This is a genomic window from Curtobacterium sp. 314Chir4.1 (assembly GCF_900215175.1).
In the GTDB taxonomy this organism is placed as follows: Bacteria; Actinomycetota; Actinomycetes; order Actinomycetales; family Microbacteriaceae; genus Curtobacterium; species Curtobacterium pusillum_A.
In genome coordinates, this window is the sequence record NZ_OCMI01000004.1 from 335,767 (window position 1) to 355,706 (window position 19,940).

The 19,940-nt window shown below is 71.4% G+C and carries 20 protein-coding genes; 5 read left to right on the top strand and 15 right to left on the bottom strand.

The window, feature by feature from the left end; translation table 11 throughout:
- Window positions 1-83 precede the first annotated feature (83 nt).
- From CRP27_RS14355 to CRP27_RS14375, 5 genes are all read right to left on the bottom strand, one after another.
- Window positions 84-1,559, bottom strand: a complete 1,476-nt coding sequence (locus tag CRP27_RS14355) for an APC family permease (protein WP_097181298.1) — start codon at window positions 1,557-1,559, stop codon at window positions 84-86.
- A 142-nt stretch (window positions 1,560-1,701) separates the two neighbouring features.
- The gene (locus CRP27_RS14360; protein ID WP_255257598.1) at window positions 1,702-2,574 is read right to left on the bottom strand and encodes a hypothetical protein; all 873 of its coding nucleotides are present in this window, start codon (window positions 2,572-2,574) and stop codon (window positions 1,702-1,704) included.
- A gap of 26 nt (window positions 2,575-2,600) precedes the next feature.
- Complete coding sequence (locus CRP27_RS14365; protein ID WP_141399777.1) at window positions 2,601-3,419, bottom strand: alpha/beta fold hydrolase; 819 nt, start codon at window positions 3,417-3,419, stop codon at window positions 2,601-2,603.
- A gap of 139 nt (window positions 3,420-3,558) precedes the next feature.
- Complete coding sequence (locus tag CRP27_RS14370) at window positions 3,559-4,071, bottom strand: methylated-DNA--[protein]-cysteine S-methyltransferase (protein ID WP_097181301.1); 513 nt, start codon at window positions 4,069-4,071, stop codon at window positions 3,559-3,561.
- Entirely contained in the window at window positions 4,068-5,648 is a 1,581-nt protein-coding gene (locus CRP27_RS14375) for a DNA-3-methyladenine glycosylase 2 family protein (RefSeq protein WP_097181302.1), read from the bottom strand. Before CRP27_RS14375 ends, CRP27_RS14370 begins: the two co-directional genes overlap by 4 nt.
- A gap of 222 nt (window positions 5,649-5,870) precedes the next feature.
- On the opposite strand from CRP27_RS14375, the gene CRP27_RS14380 reads away from it, so the two are divergent.
- The gene (locus CRP27_RS14380; protein WP_255257599.1) at window positions 5,871-6,443 is read left to right on the top strand and encodes a molybdenum cofactor biosysynthesis protein; all 573 of its coding nucleotides are present in this window, start codon (window positions 5,871-5,873) and stop codon (window positions 6,441-6,443) included.
- A gap of 7 nt (window positions 6,444-6,450) precedes the next feature.
- Here the strand turns inward: CRP27_RS14380 and CRP27_RS14385 are convergent, their stop codons facing one another.
- The 5 genes from CRP27_RS14385 to folE all read right to left on the bottom strand — a co-directional run bounded on the left by CRP27_RS14385 (window position 6,451) and on the right by folE (window position 10,039).
- On the bottom strand, window positions 6,451-6,993 hold the full coding sequence (locus tag CRP27_RS14385; protein ID WP_097181303.1) for a type 1 glutamine amidotransferase domain-containing protein: 543 nt from the start codon (window positions 6,991-6,993) through the stop codon (window positions 6,451-6,453).
- Window positions 6,994-7,082: 89 nt separating this feature from the next.
- On the bottom strand, window positions 7,083-7,736 hold the full coding sequence (locus CRP27_RS14390; protein ID WP_097181304.1) for an HAD-IA family hydrolase: 654 nt from the start codon (window positions 7,734-7,736) through the stop codon (window positions 7,083-7,085).
- 10 nt (window positions 7,737-7,746) lie between these two features.
- On the bottom strand, window positions 7,747-8,502 hold the full coding sequence (locus tag CRP27_RS14395; protein ID WP_097181305.1) for a pyrimidine reductase family protein: 756 nt from the start codon (window positions 8,500-8,502) through the stop codon (window positions 7,747-7,749).
- Window positions 8,499-9,431: a dihydropteroate synthase gene (gene folP, locus CRP27_RS14400; RefSeq protein WP_097181306.1), complete on the bottom strand. Its 933-nt coding sequence runs from the start codon at window positions 9,429-9,431 to the stop codon at window positions 8,499-8,501. The genes CRP27_RS14395 and folP overlap by 4 nt, the downstream gene beginning before the upstream one ends.
- Entirely contained in the window at window positions 9,428-10,039 is a 612-nt protein-coding gene (gene folE / locus CRP27_RS14405) for a GTP cyclohydrolase I (protein WP_097181307.1), read from the bottom strand. The genes folP and folE overlap by 4 nt, the downstream gene beginning before the upstream one ends.
- A 157-nt stretch (window positions 10,040-10,196) precedes the next feature.
- Here folE and CRP27_RS14410 point away from each other — a divergent pair, with 157 nt between their 5' ends.
- Window positions 10,197-11,669 carry an NCS2 family permease gene (locus CRP27_RS14410; protein ID WP_079237442.1) on the top strand — a complete coding sequence of 491 codons (1,473 nt, stop codon included), beginning with the start codon at window positions 10,197-10,199 and terminating at the stop codon, window positions 11,667-11,669.
- Window positions 11,670-11,831: 162 nt separating this feature from the next.
- On the opposite strand, the gene CRP27_RS14415 is transcribed toward CRP27_RS14410, so the two are convergent.
- Window positions 11,832-12,293, bottom strand: a complete 462-nt coding sequence (locus tag CRP27_RS14415) for a hypothetical protein (protein WP_097181308.1) — start codon at window positions 12,291-12,293, stop codon at window positions 11,832-11,834.
- 382 nt (window positions 12,294-12,675) lie between these two features.
- Window positions 12,676-13,140: a prevent-host-death protein gene (locus CRP27_RS14420; protein ID WP_097181309.1), complete on the bottom strand. Its 465-nt coding sequence runs from the start codon at window positions 13,138-13,140 to the stop codon at window positions 12,676-12,678.
- Window positions 13,141-13,277: 137 nt separating this feature from the next.
- Here CRP27_RS14420 and CRP27_RS14425 point away from each other — a divergent pair, with 137 nt between their 5' ends.
- Both CRP27_RS14425 and CRP27_RS14430 read left to right on the top strand, forming a co-directional pair.
- A complete protein-coding gene (locus tag CRP27_RS14425; protein WP_097181310.1) occupies window positions 13,278-13,541 on the top strand; it encodes a hypothetical protein in 264 nt (87 codons plus the stop codon).
- A 26-nt stretch (window positions 13,542-13,567) separates the two neighbouring features.
- Complete coding sequence (locus tag CRP27_RS14430; protein WP_097181562.1) at window positions 13,568-14,083, top strand: DUF1697 domain-containing protein; 516 nt, start codon at window positions 13,568-13,570, stop codon at window positions 14,081-14,083.
- A gap of 6 nt (window positions 14,084-14,089) precedes the next feature.
- Here CRP27_RS14430 and CRP27_RS14435 read toward each other — a convergent pair whose 3' ends face one another.
- The 3 genes from CRP27_RS14435 to CRP27_RS14445 form a co-directional block, all read right to left on the bottom strand.
- Complete coding sequence (locus CRP27_RS14435) at window positions 14,090-14,857, bottom strand: SDR family NAD(P)-dependent oxidoreductase (protein WP_097181311.1); 768 nt, start codon at window positions 14,855-14,857, stop codon at window positions 14,090-14,092.
- Between the two features lie 165 nt (window positions 14,858-15,022).
- Entirely contained in the window at window positions 15,023-17,533 is a 2,511-nt protein-coding gene (locus CRP27_RS14440; protein WP_097181312.1) for a glycoside hydrolase family 65 protein, read from the bottom strand.
- A gap of 77 nt (window positions 17,534-17,610) precedes the next feature.
- On the bottom strand, window positions 17,611-18,378 hold the full coding sequence (locus tag CRP27_RS14445) for an HAD family phosphatase (protein WP_097181313.1): 768 nt from the start codon (window positions 18,376-18,378) through the stop codon (window positions 17,611-17,613).
- Window positions 18,379-18,580: 202 nt separating this feature from the next.
- Here CRP27_RS14445 and CRP27_RS14450 point away from each other — a divergent pair, with 202 nt between their 5' ends.
- The gene (locus CRP27_RS14450; protein ID WP_097181314.1) at window positions 18,581-19,939 is read left to right on the top strand and encodes an APC family permease; all 1,359 of its coding nucleotides are present in this window, start codon (window positions 18,581-18,583) and stop codon (window positions 19,937-19,939) included.
- Window position 19,940: the final 1 nt, after the last annotated feature.

Consider the following 19,940-nt stretch of genomic DNA (forward strand, 5'->3'; position numbering starts at 1 on the left):
CTCGAACCGCGGGAAACCCTGGTTCGAGCCGACTCTGGTTGTGCGGACGCGAATGCCCGGACGCGAACGCCGGCGGCAGACCGCTACTGCAGGCCCTTGCCCACCCGGCTGTTCCGGCGGCTGTAGCCGAAGTAGATGGCGAAGCCGACCACGAGCCAGATGACGAACCGGAGCCAGGTCTCGACCTCGAGGTTCAGCATCAGCCAGAAGCACAGCACCGCCGACACGATCGGCAGCACGGGCGACCACGGCACCCGGAACGACCGTGGCGCGTCCGGCCGCGAACGACGGAGCACGATGATGCCGATCGACACCAGGACGAACGCCGACAGCGTGCCGATGTTGATCATGCCCTCGAGCTTGTCCACCGCCGTGAAGCCGGCGAGCAGCGCCACGACGACACCCGCGACGACCTGCACCCGAACGGGCGTCTGCGTCTTCGGGTTGGTCTTCGAGAACCAGCGCGGCAGCAGCCCGTCGCGGCTCATCGAGAACACGATGCGGGACAGGCCGAGCAGCAGCACCATGACGACCGTCGTCAGGCCGATGAGCGAGCCGATGGCGATGATGCCGGCCGCCCAGGGCAGACCGACGATGTCGAAGGCCGAGGCGAGGGACGGCGCGTCCTCCTGCGCGAGGCGCTGGTACGACACCATGCCGGTGATGACGACGCTCACGCCGACGTAGAGCAGGGTCACGATGCCGAGGCCGATGAAGATGCCCCGCGGAAGGGTCTTCTGCGGGTTCTCGGTCTCCTCGGCGCTCGTCGCGACGACGTCGAAGCCGATGAACGCGAAGAACACGAGCGACGCAGCGGCGAGCAGGCCGAAGACGCCGTACTGCGCGGGCTCGGACCCGGTGAACCAGGACACGAGCGACTGGGTCCAGACGCTGCCCTCCGCGCCCTTCGTGGGCTGCGCCGGCGGGATGAACGGGGTGAAGTTCGCTGCCTTGACGAAGAACGCTCCGGCGACGATGACGAACACCACGATCGCGACCTTGATGATCGTGATGACGGCCGACACCCGGCTGGACAGGCGGGTGCCGAAGGCGAGCAGCACCGTGAAGATGCCGACGATGAGCACCGGACCCCACGTGAAGCCGATCGGGCCGAGCTTGATCGTGTCGGGCAGGTCGACGCCGAACACGCCGAACGCGGTGCTGAGGTAGATGCCCCAGTACTTCGCGATGACGGCGCTGGCGGTCAGGGTCTCGAGGATGAGGTCCCAGCCGACGATCCACGCGAGCAGCTCGCCCATGGTGGCGTAGGTGAACGTGTACGCGGAGCCCGCGACCGGGATCGTCGAGGCGAACTCGGCGTAGCACATGATCGCGAGGCCGCACGTGACGGCGGCGAGCAGGAACGAGATGATGACGCCGGGGCCGGCGAAGTTCGCGGCCGCGTTCGCGCCCACCGAGAAGATGCCGGCACCGACCGCGACGGCGATGCCCATCGCCGCGATGTCGAAGGTCTTCAGCGACCGTTTGAGGGAGCGCCCCTTCTCCTCGGAGTCAGCGAGGGAGGCCTCGATCGACTTGATGCGGAGCTTCGGTGCCATGGGGTGGTTCCCGTCATCGGCTGGCGGCGGACCCCGCGAGAGTACTGGTGTACCAACCCGTCACGCAAATACCGCGGATGGGTGCGGTCCGACGCTGCGGCGCGGGTGCGCGTCCGGTGACCGCCTGGAGGCGCGGCTCGGCTCAGGCGGTCCGGCGCCAGTCCGACAGGAACCGCGCTCCGGCGTCGTCGTGGATCACGCCGTCGGGTGCGGTGAGCACCGGGTACGGCGTCGCCGGGACCCCGTCGGACGGGCGGACGTCGACGTGCGCCACCTCGTGCCCCTGCGCGTGCAGCCAGTCCGCCATCGCGTAGTCGCTCCGGGAGTCGCCCATCGTGCGCCACGCCAGCGGCAGCTCGCCGTCCTGCGCGAGGAGTTCGAGGGAGCGCTCGGCCCCCATGTCCTTGCCGCTGCGGTCCGACTCCACGTCGGTCGAGATGATCGTCGGGTCGATGCGCCACTGCACGGCGCCGTCGGCGTCGGGCCGGACGTCGTCGAGCCGACGGACACCGAGCCCCCGGCGCTGGAGCGCGGCCATCGCCCGCTCGTCGAACTCCGGCTGGCGGGCGAGGTACGTCGCGTTCGGCACCTCGACGCGCTGCTCGATCGAGACCATCGCGCGCTTCGTCTCGTCGAAGAACACCAGGTCGGCGTACTCGTCGCGCACGAGCTCGCGCATCTCGTCGGCGTAGTCGCGGGGCAGCGCGAGGTCCTCGGCGACGGTGACTTCGCCCATGCCGCCCTCGTACTGCGGGCCGATCGAGCACCACACGGCGCCCTTCTCGCACACGGCGTGCACCCGGCCGCCCGCCGCGAGTCCCCCGGCGAGGAGCGGCCCCACGACCTCCTGCCGGATGAACGCGTCGCTCCGGCCGGTGTTGAACACGACGGGGATGCCCTCCGCGGCGAGCGCCACGAGGTCCTCCACGATGCTCGGGATCGCGATGGTGCGGGAGACGGGGCTGGCGATGGGCCCGTCGACGTCGAGCAGGAGTCCGAGACGTGGTGCGTTCACGACGTCCATCCTCGCAGCCCCGGGGATCAGCCGCGTGCCGCGGTCCGGGCGAGGAACCGGTCGAGCACCTGGCCGATCGCCTCGGGCTCGGGCACGTGTCCCTGTCCGGGGACCTCGGTGTACTCCGACCCGGGGACGGCGTCCACGACCGCTCGGGCCGCCTGCCGCATCCACTCCGGGCCGTCGCCGCCGGCACCGACGAGCACGGGGACGCCGACCGCTGCCGCGACCCGCTCCGGGATCGCGAGGCCGTTCAGCACCCGGACGTCTCGACTGAGCACGTGCGCATCGACGACGAGTGATCGCCAGAGGGCGCCCTTCAGGCGGAGCGCGGTGATCTGCCCCATCGGCACGCCGAGGACGTGGGCGAGGAACGCGCGGACGGCCTGCGCGCGACGGCCGACCGCCACGTGCTCGTCGAGGAGGTCGGCGAACACGACGTCGTCGGCGTGCGGATCGACGGTCGCGCGGTACGGCGGCTCCCAGAGCACGGCGGCGTCGAGCGGGACCCCGCCGGCGAGGCCGTGCAGGACGACGCCCGCGCCGACGCACAGGCCGAGCGCCGAGACAGGCCCGTCCACGCTGGCGACGACGGCGGCGAGGTCCTCGACCTCGCGGTCGATCGACCACGGTTCGGTGTCCCCACTCGCCCCGCGACCGCGTCGGTCGTACGTGACGACCCGGTAGCGGTCGCGCAGGGTGTCGGCGAGGCCGGTGAGGTACGGCGTGCCGTGGTGGTCGAAGGCACCGCCCACCACGACGAGCGCGGGACCCGTGCCGGCGTCGGACACGGCGATCACCGTTCCGTCGGCGGAGACGACCGTGCGGTCGACGTGCTGGTCCATGGGTTCCTCGAAGGTGGTTCGACCGCGTTGCATCGCAGGCGTCGGGTCCTTCGGGTCTGGTCCTGGCGGGTCGGTTGTGTCGAGCATGACAGCCTGGAGCGCTCCCGTCGACACCCGCAACCAGGGGGAGAACGACGGGTCAGACCAGCGCCGTCGTCCCCACCGCCTCCCGTTCGAGCAGCGCCCGCTTGACGTCGAGCCCCCACGCGAAGCCGCCGAGCGTGCCGTCCGTCCGGAGCACGCGGTGGCACGGCACGAACAACGCCGGGGCGTTCCGGGCGCACACGCTCGCGGCGGCCCGCACGGCGTCGGGCCGGCCCATCGCCGCCGCGAACTCGGTGTACGTCAGGACCGCCCCGGCCGGGATCAACCGCAACTGCCGCCAGCCCTCGGCGAAGAGTTCGGTGCCGAACTGCCGCACCGGCACCTGCATGGCGTGCTCGACCTCACCCCCGTAGAAGGCGTCGACCGCCTCGGCAGAGGCCACCCGGCCGTCGGTGATGTGCTCGGGCCGGTACCTGTCGGCGAGTCGGCCGAGGATGCGGTCCACGGAGTCGGTCCACCCCGAGGCGAGCACCCGGCCCTGTGCGTCCTCGAGCACGGTGAAGGGCCCGTCCGGGGTGTCCAGCGTCTGGATCGTTGCGTCGGTCATCGTTCGTCCTTCCGAGCGGACTGTGCCGCGGTCGTCGTGTGTGCCGCACCGGCCGTCGCGATCGCGCGGTCGATGATCGGTCGCCAGCAGTGCATCGTCAGGTAGCTCCGCCACGGCGCCACCTGCTCCGACCATAGGGAGAGCTCGCGCGCCGTCCCGGGCAGCCCGAGTTCCTGTGCACCGTTGCGCACGGCGAGGTCGCTGTGGAGGAACACGTCCGGGTGGTGGCGGACCCGGAGTGCCACGTAGTCGGCCGTCCAGGGCCCGATGCCCTTCACCGCCAGGAGCCCGGCACGCAGCTCGTCGAGGGACTGCCCGCCGTCGACGACGAGTGACCCGTCGGCGAGCGCACCGGCGACCCGGATGATGGTGTCGACCCGGGCTGCCGGGCCGCGCAGGACCTCGTGCCCCCGTTCGGCGATCGTCGCAGCGCGAGGGAAGAGCAGTCCGCCGTCGAGCACCGCTGCGGGCACGGGCGTCCCGAGCGCCGCGACGAGTCGGCTCTGCGCGGTCCGGGCGGCCGCGACGGAGACCTGCTGGCCGATGAGGGTGCGGAACACGATCTCGTGCGGGTCGACGGCGCCCGGGAGCCGGATGCCGGGGACGCGCTCGACGGCGCCGGCCAGTGCGGGCACCGCCCCGAGCACCGCGTCGACGGCGGCGGGGTCGGCGTCGAGGTCGAAGTACGACCGCACCCGCGCGACCAGTGTCGGCAGGTCGGAGAGGTCGGTGACCCGCACCCGCAGGTCGACCCCGGTGCCGCGACCCGCGGCTCTGGAGCCGGCCGTCCCCGTGTCCGCAGCCGACGCGCTGAACCAGGCCGGGCCTCCAGGCAGGTCCAGCGCCCGCCCGTAGGACGTGACGCGCCCGGAGGTGTCCGTGCCCACCTGCTCCAGGCCCGGCAGGGCGTGCAGCGCGTGCCAGTCGAGCAGACCCTGCGCGTCGAACGGCGCCCGGGCCGGAAGGTGCACGTGCAGTGCGCCGTCCTCCGACGGCCGGACCACCCGTCGGGCGCGGAGCTCGGTCGGGGTGACGGCGAAGACCTCGCGGACGGTGTCGTTGAACTGGCGGACGCTGGCGAACCCCGCGGCGAACGCGACGTCGGCGATCGGCAGGTCCGACGACGTCAGCAGACTGCGAGCGGTCTGCGCACGGTGCGCCCGGCTGAGCGCCTTCGGTCCGGCGCCGAGCTCGGCGGTCATGATGCGGTTCAGCTGTCGCTCCGAGTACCCGACGCGGGCGGCGAGCCCCGGGACACCGTCGCGTTCGACGACGCCGTCGAGCACGAGGCGCATGGCCCGCCCGGCGACGTCCTCGCGCAGGTCCCACTCGGGGCTGCCCGGCGTCGCCTCGGGCAGGCAGCGCTTGCACGCACGGAAGCCCGCCAGGTGCGCCGCCGCGCTGGTCCGGTAGAAGGTGACGCCGGACTCCCTGGGGGTCCTGGCGGGGCAGGACGGGCGGCAGTAGATGCCGGTGGAGTGCACGGCGGTGACGAACTGGCCGTCGAACCGGGCGTCGCGCGAGGCGACGACCCGGTAGCGCTCGGCGTGCAGCGCGTCGGTTCCGGGGGTGGACATGGGTCCAGCCTGACACGGGTCGCCGACATCGACTGGCGGAAATCGGACGGGGCAGCGGGTGCTGTCGCGCCTCGGACGCCGCCGAGTCCGCGAGACGCCGCCGCGCGCCCGAGACACCGCAGGATTACGCGCCGTCTCGGGGAACGTGCGGTGTCTCGCGCAGCGCACGGGGTCTCGTCAGGGCGAGACGAGCGGCCTGGAGGCACGGCTAGCGTTGGTGCCGTGACCTCCCTGGACGACGTGGCCGGCCCCGGCGACCTGCCGTACCGGACCGACGTCGAGATCGCGCTGCTGCTGGTGTCCCGGCGGCACCGGTACGAGGGGCGGCCGGCCGACGGCGCCCTGCCGGTCCGTGCGGACGACCCGGACGAACTGCGCGACCGCGTCGAACTCCGCGCGGGGCTCGGCATCGTCGGGGACCGCTACTTCGCGTCCCGGGCGCACGTGCACGCCTCGGTGACGGTGATCGGTCTCGAGTCACTCGAGGCCGTCGGGGCCGAGCTGGGCGTCGACGTCGACCCGGTGGCGACCCGGCGGAACGTCTTCCTCCGTGGCGCGGACGTGGAGGCGCTCCGGGGCGAACCGTTCTCCCTGCAGAGCCCCGGCGGCGAACCCGTCCGGTTCCGCGGGTACCGGCCGGCGAACCCGTGCGCGTGGATGGACCACGAGGTCGCGCCGGGGGCGTTCCGGGCGATGCGGGGGCGGGCGGGGGTGCGGTGCGACCCGGAGTCCGACGGCGTGCTCGCCCTCGGCCCCGCGGTGCTCCGCACGGCCCGCCCGGTCGCGCTCGGCTGAGTGCTCGCTAGGCGGTGAGCGCCGACTCGATGGCGTCGACGAACGCCGGCAGGTCGTCGGGGTTCCGGGACGTGATGAGCCCGCCGTCGACCTGGACCTCTCGGTCGACCCACTCGGCGCCCGCGTTCCGCAGGTCGCTCTGCAGGGACGGGAACGAGGTGATCGTCTTTCCCGAGACGACCCCGGCTTCGATGAGGGTCCACGGGCCGTGGCAGATCGCCGCGACGGGCGCCCCGGCCTCGACGAAGGCCGAGACGAGCGAGACCGCCTGCTGGTCGGTGCGCAGGGTGTCGGCGTTGATCGTGCCGCCGGGGACGACGAGCGCGTCGAACGACCCCGCGTTGACACCGGCGATGGTGGTGTCCGGATCGACCGTCTTCCCCGGGTCCTTGTCGCCGACGAGGGTCTGGATCGAACCGGTCTCCTGCGCCGCCACCGTCACGGTCGCACCGCGCTCACGCAGCTGGTCGACCGGGACGACGATCTCGTCCTGCTCGACCCCGTAGTTCGTCGCGATGACGAGGATCTTCTTGCCGTCGAGGGCTGCCATGGTCGCTCCTTCCGCGGCCCGGTCGTTCCGGCCGCACCGTCCACGGTGGCCGGGCGACGCTGGACGTGTCCGCAGGACGGAGCCGGTGCTCAGCCGCGGATGCGGAAAGCGGCTCCTTCGGCGTCGACGGTGATGCCGTCGTACCCCGCGACCCGGTAGAGCCCCGCGGTGACGTCGGCCTCGAGCGCACCGACGACCACCGTGGTGGCACCGGAGGCGATCGCGGCCTCGAGCCCGGCGGGGGCATCCTCGAAGGCGACGCACTCCGCCGGGTCCACCCCGAGCAGGGCGGCACCGCGGAGGTACCCGTCGGGGTGCGGCTTGCCGTGATCGACGTCCTCGGAGGCGACGAGCGCCTCGGGCACGTGCACCCCGGCAGCCCGCATGCGGTTCACGGCGAGGTCCCGCGGTGCACTCGTGACGAGGGCGACCGGCACCCCGGCGTCGACCAGGCGGGACACGAACGCGGCGGCACCAGGGACCTCGAGGATCCCGTCGACGTTGTCCACCTCGGCCGCGATCATCTCGTCGACGATGCGGTGCTGCTCGGCCTCGGCGAGGTCCGGCAGGAAGTGCCGCACGGTGTCGATCGTCTGGCGGCCGTGCGAGAACGCGAGGATCGTCCGCGGGTCGATGTCGTGCCGCCGGCCGAACCCGGTCCAGGCGGCCTCGACCACCGCGGTCGAGTCGACGAGCGTCCCGTCCATGTCGAAGAGGACCCCGGACGCCACGATGTCGATCACGGGCCCGACCCTAACCGATGCGGGCGCGGAGGTACCGGGTGAGGAGCACGTCGCCGGCCCCGCGGAGGACGTGCGCGGGCTGCAGGCGGCGGAGCGACGGTGACGATCCGCGGATGATCCGGGGGGCGGCGCCACCCTCGAGCGTCGGGTCGATCGTCAGGGTGAGCTCGTCGACGAGGTCCGCCGCCACGAGCGAGCCGAGGAACGACGGACCGCCCTCGCAGTGGATCGTCCGGAGTCCGCGCGCCACCAGGGCGTCCCGGAGCGCGACGGGGTCCACGGTGTCCGGCGCACCGACGCCACCGCACGGGACGACGTCCGCGACCGCGGCGAGCGCCCGCCCACGGTCCGACCGCGCAGCCGTGACCGACGTCAGCACGACCGGCCGGACGGGCGCCGCCGTGAACACCCGGGAGTCCGTGTCGAGCGACAGCGACCCGGACACGATCGCGAACACCGGGTGGTCGGGCATCCCGTGTGCTCGGCGCCAGGCCACGTCGGCGTCGCGCAGGACCATCGGCCCGTAGCCCTCGTCACGCACGGTCCCGGCGGCGACGAGCACCACGTCGGCCATCCGGCGCAGCAGGTCGAAGACGCGGAGGTCGTCCGGCCCGCCGAGCGACCCGGAGAGTCCCCCGGCTGAGGCAGCACCGTCGATCGTCGCCACGAAGTTCACGCGCAGCCACGGCGACCCCGCACCCTCGGAGTAGAGCGCGAGCAGCTCGTCGTCGGACAGCTCCGCGACCGCGGGCGGCAGGAGGTTCACGTGTTGTGCCTCGCCTCGACCGGTTCGCGCCACCCGAGGGTCGTCTCCACCATCCGCATCGCGTCGACGCTCTCGACCACGTCGTGCATCCGGACGATCCGCGCGCCGAGCATCGCGCTGACCGTGGCCACCGCGAGCGACCCGGCCAGGCGCTCCCCTCGTGGACGCCCGAGCGACTCCCCCACGAAGTCCTTGTTCGACACCGCCGCGAGCACCGGGTACCCGAGCGCGACGACCTCGGGCAGCCGGCGGGTGAGCTCGAGGGTGTGCACGGTGTTCTTGTTGAGGTCGTGCCCGGGGTCGACGACGATCCGGGAGTCGGGGATGCCCGCGGCGAGCGCCCGGTCCACGCGCTCCCGGAGGAACGCGACGACCGAGCCCGTGACGTCGTCGTACCGCGGCGGCTCGGGCAGCGGGCGGCGGGGTTCGGCGAGCGAGTGGGTGATGACGATCGTCGCGTCGGAGTCCGCCACGACCTTCGCCATCCGCGGGTCGGACAGCCCGGTGGTGTCGTTGACGACGCTCGCACCGGCCTCGATCGCGGCGGCGGCGACCTCGGGTCGGAAGGTGTCGACGCTGATGGTCACGTCCGACTGCTGGGCGAGCTGCCGGACGACGGGGACGACGCGGTCGATCTCGTCCGCGGCGGGGAGTTCCGGCCCCGGGGCGAACTTCACGCCGCCGATGTCGACCCAGTCGGCGCCCTGCTCGGCGGCACGGACCGCGGCCTCGACGGCGCGGTCGAGCGCGAAGGTCGCGCCGCGGTCGTGGAACGAGTCCGGCGTGCGGTTGACGATCGCCATGACGGCGATGCGGTGGTCGAAGTCGAACGTGCGACGCCCGATGGTGCGGACGGGCTCGCGCAGGTCGGGCACCACCCAGCCGGGTGCGGCGGCCGGGAGGCTCGACCCGGCTCGGGCGGTCGTCATGCGTCCGCCTCGGGGTCGGCTCCAGTACCCGCACCGGCTCCGGCTCCGGCGCCGATCAGCGCGATCGCCTCGGCCCGCCCGGCGGCGTCCGCGAGGCTGCCGGTCGCCGCGACGGTCACCGTCGTCGAGCTCGACTGCCGTTCACCCCGGGTGGTCACGCACTGGTGCTGCGCGTCGAGCACCACGAGGACCCCGGCAGCGCCGAGCCCTTCCGCGATGGTCGCCGCGACCTGCTCGCCGAGACGCTCCTGCAACTGCGGGCGCGAGGCGACGGCGTCGAGCACGCGCGACAGGGTCCCGAGGCCGATCAGGCGGTCGCCCGGTGCGTACGCCAGGTGGGCGACCCCGGTGAACGGCAGGAGGTGGTGCTCGCACACCGACCGGAACCGGACGTCCCGCACGATCACGAGCTGCCCGCGTTCGCCGTCCTCGGCGTGCACGGTGCCCTCGCGGGCGATCGCCACCGCGTCCGTGCCGATCCCGGCGAAGAACTCGCCGTACGCGTCCGCGACCCGGGAGGGGGTGCGCTCCAGTTCGGGCCGGTCCGGGTCCTCACCGATGCCCAGCAGGAGTTCGCGCACGGCGGCCTCGACGCGGGCACGGTCCATGCGTGACGTCACGTGCCCATCCAACACCAGCCACGGCCCGAGGACGCGAGCGGTTGCCGGGCGTGACGTACCCCGACGAGGCGAGCCGCGCCTCCCGTCCATCCCCTGTGGAGATGCTGTGACATGCCTGAAACTCAGCGTCCTTTACCCTTGATCGGTGAGCGCCCCGCAGACCGACACCACACCCCGGAACCGCTTCGCGACCGGCCTCGACCGCTTCTTCTCGATCACGCACCGCGGATCGACGATCCCCCGCGAGATCCGCGGCGGTCTCGTCTCCTTCGTGACCATGGCGTACATCGTCATCCTCAACCCGCTCATCCTCGGTGGGTTCAGCCAGGACCAGGCACCGCAGGACGTCCTCGGCGGCTGGCTGCAGAACGCGCAGGTCGCCGCGGCCACCGGACTCGTCGCCGGTCTCATGACGATCGCGATGGGCCTCATCGCGAACCTGCCGTTCGGCATCGCGGCGGGGCTCGGGATCAACTCGTTCCTCGCCGTCAGCGTCGTCCACCAGGTCACCTGGGCCGAGGCCATGGGTCTCGTCGTCATCAACGGCGTCGTGATCGTCATCCTGGCGCTCACCGGCATCCGGACGATGATCTTCACCGCGGTCCCGCCCCAGCTCAAGGCGGCGATCACGGTCGGCATCGGCCTCTTCATCGCGTTCATCGGGCTCGTCGACTCCGGCTTCGTCCGCACCACGAAGAACGCCTCGCCGCCACTGCAGCTCGGCGAGGACGGCTCCGTGTCGGCGCTCCCGACGATCGTGTTCCTCATCGGCCTCGTCATCATCGGCACGCTCATGGCCCGCAAGGTCAAGGGCGCACTGCTCATCGGCATCGTGGCGACCACGATCATCGCGATCATCCTGCAGGCGATCTTCAAGGTGCCGACCTCGGTCGACTCCCCCACCGGCTGGAACCTCAACGCCCCCGGCCTGCCGAGCGCCCTGTTCGCCGTCCCGGACCTGTCCCTCGTCGGGCACGCCGACGTCTTCGGCGCCTTCACCCGCATCGGCCCGATCGCCGCGTCGATGCTCGTCTTCACCCTCGTCTTCACGAACTTCTTCGACGCGATGGGCACGATGACCGGCCTCGCGAAGGCCGCCGGGGTCGCGAACGCCGACGGCACCTTCCCGCGCCTGAAGTCCGCTCTCGTCGTCGAGGGCGCCGGTGCCATCGCCGGTGGTGGCGCCTCGGTGTCGTCGAACACCGTCTTCATCGACTCCGCCGCCGGCATCGGTGAGGGCGCCCGGACCGGCATGGCCTCCGTCGTGACCGGCCTGCTGTTCCTGGCGTCGATGTTCCTCACGCCGCTCACCCAGGTCGTCCCGCTCGAGGTCGCCGCCGCCGGACTCGTCGTCGTCGGTGCGCTCATGGTGGCGCAGGTGAAGGACATCGACTGGACCGACTTCGGTGCAGCGCTGCCGGCGTTCCTGACGATCGTGATCATGCCGCTGACCTACTCGATCGCGAACGGCATCGGTGCGGGCTTCATCAGCTGGGTGCTCATCAAGCTGCTGTCCGGCCGGGGCCGTCAGGTGTCGTGGCTGCTGTACGTCGTCGCGGCGGGCTTCCTCCTGTACTTCGCGCGGGGGCCGCTCGAGGCCGTGCTCGGCGTCGGCTGACGCCCGGGCTGGCCGGCGCGGGCGCCGGTTCGGGCGCCCGCGGCAGTTCGCGCCGGCGAGACACCGCCTCCGGAGCGAGACACCGCATCTGACCCGAGACACCGCCGGATCCGGCGGTGTCTCGTCGTCCGCGCGGCGTCTCGGCGGACTGGAGGCGCGGCGTCAGTCCGGCAGGTCGCCCGGCGTCGCCTCGTGGTGGCGTCGACCAGCCGTGCGCCGGTCCTCCTTCATGCTCGCCTCGAACAGGTGCTTCCGCCCCTGCACGAGTTCGTCACGCGCGGTCCGCTCGAGCTCCTTCGCGAGGGCGTAGTAGCCCTCGTCGTAGTCCTCGACGACCTGGAACGTCCACCGACCGGCGATGACGTTCCGTCCGACGAGCTCGGTGTCGATCCGGTCGGCGAGGTCCGTGTGCCCCGCCTTCCGGAGCTGCTCGACCGCCTCGCCGAGGTTCAGGTCGGCGGTCCCGGTGAGGCGGTGGAAGCCGTACAGCAGCCCGCGCGCGTGCTCGATGACCTCGACCGCGGCCGACAGCGATCCGAGTGCCTCGACGGTGGCGTCGGTCACACCCTCGGGCACCTGGTGCTGCTCGTCGGGTCCCTGGTCGTCGCGTCGTTCGTCCGTCATGGGTCCCGTCTACCGGAGTGCGGCTGCGGTGGCTCCCTACTTCGTTGTGTTCGGATGGTGTGTGGACAGCGAGCAGGTGCACCGTCCGGTTCGGCTCGTCGGCCGTGTACCAGATCCGTGCGCCACGTATGAGTTCGTACTGCCGTCGGACCCAGTTGCGCCCCGAGTGCGTGACGACACCGAGTTCTCCCTTGAGTGCGTGGCACGCGAGGTCCTCGCTCACCGGGTCCGAGGTGAGGCGTTCCCATGCACCGACGACGGCGTTCCGCTGCGTCGCGACGGCGTCACGCCACCCCTGCTCTGCGGCGCGGGTCACGAAGACGATCGTGAACTCGGTGGTGCGGACCGGTCGTGACACACCGGCTCGCCGGGCACCCACCGATCAGGGCTTCTCGACGACGACGGGCTCGTCGAGCAGTTCGGGCTCGGTCGTCTCCCAACCGGCGGCGATCGCCTCGGCGGAGTTCCGCCACGCCTGCATCTCGAGCAGGAGCCGGCGGGGCTGCCGGAGCGAGAAGGACCCGCGGGCGACGTCGACGATCTCGCGTGCGAACTGCTGCTGATCGGCACGGCTGAGCATCTTCAGCCACGGGTACGGGATCGCGAGCCGGTCGTGCAGCGGGAGGTGCTCGTTGACCGTGACCGCCGCGATGAGCTGCGCAGCGATGTCGAGCACGGCCTCGTCGTCGTCCGAGCGCTCCTTCGTGGTGAGCACCAGTGGTTTCCCGTCTCGCCGGGTCACCTCCAAGGGCTCCTGCTCGGCCGCAGCGAAGACGTCCTTCGCGTGCCTGGACAGATCGGACGACTGCACGGATCGGCGGGTCCGGGCCGGCGCGAGGAGAGTCATGTCGCCAGGTTATTCAGAACGTGTTCTGAACGCAACGCTCCGGGACCCAGCCACGACGCGCCGAGCCTCGAGGCGACTGTTGCGACGGTCCGGTTCGGGCCCTAGCATTCGAACACACGTTCGAATGGAGGGTCCCGATGATGGTCATCGACACGGCCGCCACGGTGTGGTGGTCCGACGGCATCCCCACGCGGATGGTCTGGGCCGGCCGGCGCTGGCGGGTGAGCGACACACCGACCCGTCTGACGGTGACGCGCGCCGAACTGCCGACCGCGATCACCCATGCGCCTGAGCGGACCGTGGGCTGGCGCTTCCAGGCCACAGCGGACGACGGAGAGTCGCTCGTGGTGGACATCGTCCCGGAAGCTGGCGGCTGGGGAGTCGCACGGACGTGGACGTGACCGCCCGTGCCCGCTACGGTTCCGGCATGACCAGGTGGGTCGCGCTGCTGCGCGGGGTGAACGTCAACGGGATCACGATCAAGAGCGCCGACCTCGCCGCGCTGTTCCGGGAGCGCGGGTACCAGGACGTCCGGACGGTCCTCGCCTCGGGCAACGTGGTGTTCACGTCCGACGGCACCGCCGACGCGCTGAAGACCGACGTCGAGCAGGCCCTCCGGGACCGGTTCGGCTACGACGCCTGGATCGTGCTCGTCCAGCACGACGACCTCGCGGCGATCGTGGACGGCTTCCCGTTCGACTCCGCCGAGGACCGGCACGACTACGTGTTGTTCGGCTCCGACGAACGCGCACTCGACGACCTGCTCGCCGACCTCGAGCTCGACGAGTCCGTGGAACGTGTCGCCCGGGGCTCCGGCGTCGTCTACTGGTCCTGCCCGAAGGGGTCGAGCACGGACACGGCCTTCGCGAGACGAGCGGGGGCCGCACGGTTCAAGCGCACCACCACGACCCGCAACGCGAACACACTCCGGAAACTGCTCTGACCCGGATCAGGACTGCGGCGGCTGCCCGTTGCTCGCCGTCGTCCCACCATCGACGGGCAGTATCGCTCCGGTGATGAAGGACGCCGCGTCACTCGCCAGGAACAGCACGGCGGCTGCGACCTCCTCCGCTCGCCCGCCCCGTCCGAGGGCAATCCGCTCGGCGAACTTGGACCGGAGTTCTTCGTCCTCTGCCTGGTCCTGTGTGAGGTCGGTCCAGATCAGCCCCGGCGCGACCGCGTTCACCCGGACGCCGAACTGCCCGTTGTCGAGCGCCGCGGCCTTCGTGAAGTTCGAGACGCCGCCCTTCGCCGCGTTGTAGGGGCTCATCCGCCAGTCCGCGTCCTCACCGGAAACGGACGACGTGTTCACGATGGAGCCCTTCGTCTCGCGGAGGAACGGCAGCGCGGCGCGGGTCCCGTAGAACACGCCGGAGAGGTCGGTCTCGATGACCCGCCGCCACTCGTCCGGGCTGATGTCCGTGATGTCGCCCGAGCTGAACGTGCCGGCGTTGTTCACGAGGACGTCCACGCGGTCGAAGCGATCGACAGCGGCGTCGAGGACCGTCTGCCAGTCAGCGGGATCGGCGACGTCCGCGCGGAGTGCCACGACCCGGTCGCCCGGCAGGCTGTCACCGACGGCGCGGACCTTCTCGTGAACGGTGTCGGTCAGGACCACCGACGCTCCCTCGTCGACGAACGCTCGTGCGGTGGCCTCGCCGATGCCGGACCCCGCCCCCGTGACGATCGCGACCTTGCCTTCGAACCGCTTGCTCATGATGTCTCCTCTCGTTGCACGAACCGTGCCCGAGGAGACGCCGTCGGCCCGACGAGGCACGGCAGACCACGGTGCCCGCACCCGACTGGGTGCCTTCGGAGGTGTGCTCGGAGGTGAGCCGAGCGACGACGGCGACCCGCGCCTCCAGGCCGCCGCCGTCCATGGTCAGGCGGTCGTCTCGTCCGGCTCCAGGTCGCGGTCGAGGGAGATCGTCGGGATCGACGCCGTGATGACGGATCCGTCCGCGCGGAGCGTGCCCTGGATGTCGCTCGTGGTCGGCGTGCGCCCGGCCATCCGCGGCCCCTGGTGCGGCAGCGGCACGACCGTGGGCTCGCCGGCGGTGACGTCCCACTGCTGGTTGTGCACCCAGGCGGTGAAGCCCTCGCCGGTCTCGACCGTGAAGGTCATCGTGTCCTGTTCGAGGTCGACCCGCACCCGTGAGCCACGCACCGTCAGCCGGTAGGTGATCCGCTCCCAGTCCCGCGGCAGTCGCGGGTTGAACGACATCCGGCCGCCGTGGTCGCGCATGCCGCCGAAGCCGTTCACGAGGCCGCCCCAGATGCCGCCGGTCGACGCGATGTGCACGCCGTCGGTGGTGTTGCCGTGCAGGTCGGCCAGGTCGACGTAGAGCGCCGTCTGGAAGTACTGCAGCGCGAGGTCGTGGTAGCCGACCTCGGCCGCCATGATCGACTGCACGACAGCCGACAGCGTCGAGTCGCCCGTGGTCAGGGCGTCGTAGTAGTCGAAGTCGCGGCGCTTCTCGGCCGCGGTGAACTCGTGACCCTGCAGGAACAGCGCGAGCACGACGTCCGCCTGCTTGAGCACCTGGAACCGGTAGATCACCAGCGGGTGGTAGTGGAGCAGCAGGGGCCGCTTGCTCTCCGGGGTGTTGTCGAGGTCCCAGAGTTCCTTGTCGAGGAACTGGGCGTCCTGCGGGTGGATGCCGCGGTGCGGGTCGAAGGGGATCTCCATCGACTCGGCGGCGTGCTCCCAGTCGGTGATCTCCTGTGCCTGCAGCCCGGTCCGCCGCACCATGCGGTCGTACTCCTCCGGGTCGTCGACCGCGAGCTCACGGCAGGCGTTCACCGCGAACCACAGGTTCGCCCGGGCCATGACGTTCGTGTAGAGGTTGTCGTCGACGACGGTCGTGTACTCGTCCGGGCCGGTGACGCCGTCGATGTGGAACTTCTGGTCGCCGTTGGACCGCCAGAAGCCGAGGTCCTCCCACAGCCGAGCGGTCTCGACGAGGATGTCGATCGCCCCGCGCTTGAGGAACTCGCGGTCGTCGGACGCCCGCACGTACTGCATCAACGCATGGGCGATGTCTGCGTCGATGTGGTACTGCGCGGTGCCGGCGGCGTAGTAGGCGCTGGACTCCTCGCCGTTGATCGTCCGCCACGGGAACAGGGCGCCGTGCTGGTTCAGCTCGCGAGCACGGGCCCGTGCGGCATCGAGCATGTTGTACCGGAACCGCAGGGCGTTCCGGGCGACGATGGGCGCCGTGTACGACAGGAACGGCAGGACGTAGATCTCCATGTCCCAGAAGTAGTGACCGCCGTACCCGGAGCCGGTGACGCCCTTCGCGGCGATGCCGTGGCCGTCCGTGCGGGCCGTGGCCTGCGCGAGCATGAAGAGGTTCCACCGGACGGCCTGCTGCAGCGCCGGCTGCCCGGCGATCTCGACGTCGCTGCGCGCCCAGAAGTCGTCCATCCACGCGTGCTGCTTCGCGAACGTCTCGTCGACGGTCTCGGCGTGCGCGCGGTCCAGCGTGCGGTCGCACCGGTCGGCGAGTTCGCGCGCCGGCACCCCGCGGGAGGTGTGGTAGACCACGTGCTTCGTCAGACGGATCGGCTGTCCCGCCCGCGCCTGCACCCGGTAGACGTGCTTCGCGAGGTCGTCCTCGATCGACGACGACTCGTCCCAGCTGTTCTCGGTCTCCAGGTGGTGCTCGACACCGACACAGATCGTCATGCCGGAGCTCGCCGCCTGGTACCCGAGCAGGGACCGCCCACCGGTGCTGCGCTTCAGCTTCGGCTCGAGCACGCGCTCGGTGAAGGCCTCGGCCTTGCGCGGGTCGAACGCGTTCGCGGCCGCCCGCATCCCGGCGTGGTACTCGTCCTGCACGTCCTGCCGGTTGAGGATCTGGCTGGACAGCAGGATCGAGGCGTCCGCGTCGAGCACGGTGACCTCGTAGTCGATGACGGCGAGGTGACGGTCCGTGAACGACACCAGCCGCCGCGAACGGATGAGCACCCGCTTGCCGGACGGCGTCGACCACTCGGTCTCGCGGAAGAGGTACCCGCCACGGAAGTCGAGCCGCCGGGTGTGCCGGAGGATGTCCGCCTCGGCCAGCACGAGGGGCTCGTCGTCGACGTACAACCGGATCACCTTCGCGTCCGGCGCGTTGATGATCGTCTGCCCGGTCTTCGCGAAGCCGAAGGCGTCCTCGGCGTGCCGGATCGGCCAGGTCTCGTGGAAGCCGTTGATGTACGTGCCGTACTGCACGCCGCCACGGCCCTCGTCGAGGTTGCCGCGCAGACCGAGGTAGCCGTTGCCGACGGCGAAGTTCGTCTCCGCGACGCCCTGCTCGTCGGGCGTGTACTCGGTCTCGACGAGTGCCCACTCGTCGATCGGGTAGCGGACGCGGTCGAGCGGGTCGGAGGTGATGCGGTTCATGGTGCTCCGTGGGAAGGGAGGGGTTCGTGGGGAGGTTGCGAACGGCCTGGAGGCACGGATCGCCGGGGCCGGTCGGCCTACGTCGTGCTCGTGGCGGGTTCCGGCAGCTCGTGGACGAGTTCGTCGAGGTCCTGCACCACGACGTCGGCCCCGTGCGCCCGCAGAGCGTCCGCACCGGCCCCACGGTCGACACCGATGACGAGGCCGAAGGCGCCGTTCCGGCCGGCTTCGACCCCGCTCGTGGCGTCCTCGACCACGACGCACTCGGCCGCGGTCAGCCCGAAGCGGCTCGCGGCGTCGAGGTAGGTGTCGGGAGCGGGCTTACCGGCGAGGCCGTCCTGACGGGCGACCAGGCCGTCGACGACGACCGGGAAACGGTCGAGGATGCCCGCCGTGCGCAGCACCGAAGTGGCGTTCGCGGAGCTCGAGACGACCGCGACGGAGACCCCGGCGGCCATGGCGGCGTCGAGGAACCGGAGCGATCCGGGGTACGGCTCGACGCCGTGCTCGGTCAGCTCGGCGGTGAACTCGGCGTTCTTCCGGTTGCCGAGGCCGCAGACGGTGTCGGCGTCCGGGGAGTCGTCGGGCGTGCCCTGCGGCAGGTCGATGCCACGGGACTCGAGCAGGGAGCGGACGCCGTCGTACCGGGGCTTCCCGTCGATGTAGGCGAAGTAGTCCTGCTCGGTGTAGGCGTCGACACCGTGTGCGGCGAGGTACGGCGTGAACAGTCGGCTCCACGCGCGCATGTGGACGTCGGCGGTCGGGGTGAGGACACCGTCCAGGTCGAACAGGAGCGCTCGCTGGTCTGCGAGTCGCGCTGGTGTGCGCCGGTCCGGCGTCGTCATGTGCTGCCCTCCGGGGGACGGTGTCGTCGACGTGCTTCCGGACGAGTCTAGGACCGCTCCAGGCCCGGTGTTCAGGCGCGCCGCCCGGGTGTGGAAAGAGTTCACACAGTCGTTCGATGCGGAGGGTTCGGTCCCGGTGTGCGGCCGCTGAGAGGACGCCGAGGTCCGCCCCGACACAGTGGCGGGGACGGAAGGCACCACCATGACCAGCGACACCGGCATCTCCGCACCGGCACGGAACGGCGACTCGAAGCTCAAGCAGGCGATCACCGGACCCCTGCTCTACCTCTTCATCCTCGGCGACGTGCTCGGTGCCGGCATCTACGCCCTGATGGGGACGCTCTCGAAGGACGTCGGCGGTGCACTCTGGGCGCCGCTCCTGCTCGCCCTGCTCCTGGCGCTGCTCACCGCGGGCTCCTACGCCGAGCTGGTCACCAAGTACCCGAAGGCCGGCGGCGCCGCCGTCTTCGCCGAACGGGCCTACGGCGTCCCGATCGTGTCCTTCCTCGTGGGCTTCAGCATGCTGGCGGCGGGCGTCACGAGCGCCGCCGGACTCTCGCTCGCCTTCGCCGGCGACTACCTGGCGACCTTCGTGGACCTCCCACCGGTACCCACCGCCGTCGTGTTCCTCGCGCTCATCGCATGTCTCAACGCCCGCGGCATCTCGGACTCGTTGAAGAGCAACGTCGTGATGACCGTCATCGAGGTGTCCGGCCTCGTGATCGTCATCGTGGTCGTCGCAGTGATGCTCGGCGGAGGCGGCGGCGATGTCTCCCGCGTGGGTGCGTTCCCAGCGGACGCCAATCCGGCGCTCGCCACCCTGAGTGCCGCCATCGTCGCGTACTACTCGTTCGTCGGCTTCGAGACGAGCGCGAACGTCGCCGAGGAGGTCCGCGAGCCCCGGCGGGTCTACCCCCGCGCGCTCTTCGGGGCACTCGCGACGGCCGGAGTCGTCTACGTGCTCGTCGGCCTCGCGAGCGCGATCGCCCTCCCCGCCTCGCGGCTCTCGGACTCGAGCGGCCCCCTGCTCGCAGTGGTCGCTGCGTCCGGCGTCCCGGTCCCGGACTGGGTGTTCAGCCTGATCGCCCTCGTCGCCGTGGCGAACGGAGCACTCCTCACGATGATCATGGCGAGCCGAGTGACCTACGGCATGGCCGAACAGCGCCTGCTGCCGTCCGTCCTCGGCAAGGTGCTCCCGAACCGGAAGACCCCGTGGACGGCCATCGTCGCCACCACGGTGGTCGCGATGCTCCTGACACTGGTCGGTGATGTCGGCGTGCTCGCCGAGACCGTCGTGCTCCTCCTGCTGTTCGTCTTCATCAGCACCAACGTCGCCGTCCTGGTCCTCCGACGCGACCACGTCGAGCACGAGCACTTCCGCGTGTGGACCGTCGTACCGGTGCTCGGCGTCGCCTCCTGCGTGCTGCTGCTCACCCAGCAGAGCGGGCAGGTGTGGGCGTACGCCGCGCTCCTGCTGGCCGTCGGTGTCGTCCTCTTCCTGATCGCCCGGTACACCGGGCGGCGGACGGCGCGATCCGGTCGGGCCACCGACGACGCGTGAC

Coding starts and splice junctions, on each gene's coding strand:
- CRP27_RS14355 (WP_097181298.1), bottom strand. CDS start 1,559: ATGGCACCGAAGCTCCGCATCAAGTCGATCGAGGCCTCCCTCGCTGAC.
- CRP27_RS14365 (WP_141399777.1), bottom strand. CDS start 3,419: ATGGACCAGCACGTCGACCGCACGGTCGTCTCCGCCGACGGAACGGTG.
- CRP27_RS14370 (WP_097181301.1), bottom strand. CDS start 4,071: ATGACCGACGCAACGATCCAGACGCTGGACACCCCGGACGGGCCCTTC.
- CRP27_RS14375 (WP_097181302.1), bottom strand. CDS start 5,648: ATGTCCACCCCCGGAACCGACGCGCTGCACGCCGAGCGCTACCGGGTC.
- CRP27_RS14385 (WP_097181303.1), bottom strand. CDS start 6,993: ATGGCAGCCCTCGACGGCAAGAAGATCCTCGTCATCGCGACGAACTAC.
- folP (WP_097181306.1), bottom strand. CDS start 9,431: ATGACGACCGCCCGAGCCGGGTCGAGCCTCCCGGCCGCCGCACCCGGC.
- folE (WP_097181307.1), bottom strand. CDS start 10,039: ATGGACCGTGCCCGCGTCGAGGCCGCCGTGCGCGAACTCCTGCTGGGC.
- CRP27_RS14415 (WP_097181308.1), bottom strand. CDS start 12,293: ATGACGGACGAACGACGCGACGACCAGGGACCCGACGAGCAGCACCAG.
- CRP27_RS14420 (WP_097181309.1), bottom strand. CDS start 13,140: ATGACTCTCCTCGCGCCGGCCCGGACCCGCCGATCCGTGCAGTCGTCC.
- CRP27_RS14425 (WP_097181310.1), top strand. CDS start 13,278: ATGATGGTCATCGACACGGCCGCCACGGTGTGGTGGTCCGACGGCATC.
- CRP27_RS14430 (WP_097181562.1), top strand. CDS start 13,568: ATGACCAGGTGGGTCGCGCTGCTGCGCGGGGTGAACGTCAACGGGATC.
- CRP27_RS14435 (WP_097181311.1), bottom strand. CDS start 14,857: ATGAGCAAGCGGTTCGAAGGCAAGGTCGCGATCGTCACGGGGGCGGGG.
- CRP27_RS14440 (WP_097181312.1), bottom strand. CDS start 17,533: ATGAACCGCATCACCTCCGACCCGCTCGACCGCGTCCGCTACCCGATC.
- CRP27_RS14445 (WP_097181313.1), bottom strand. CDS start 18,378: ATGACGACGCCGGACCGGCGCACACCAGCGCGACTCGCAGACCAGCGA.
- CRP27_RS14450 (WP_097181314.1), top strand. CDS start 18,581: ATGACCAGCGACACCGGCATCTCCGCACCGGCACGGAACGGCGACTCG.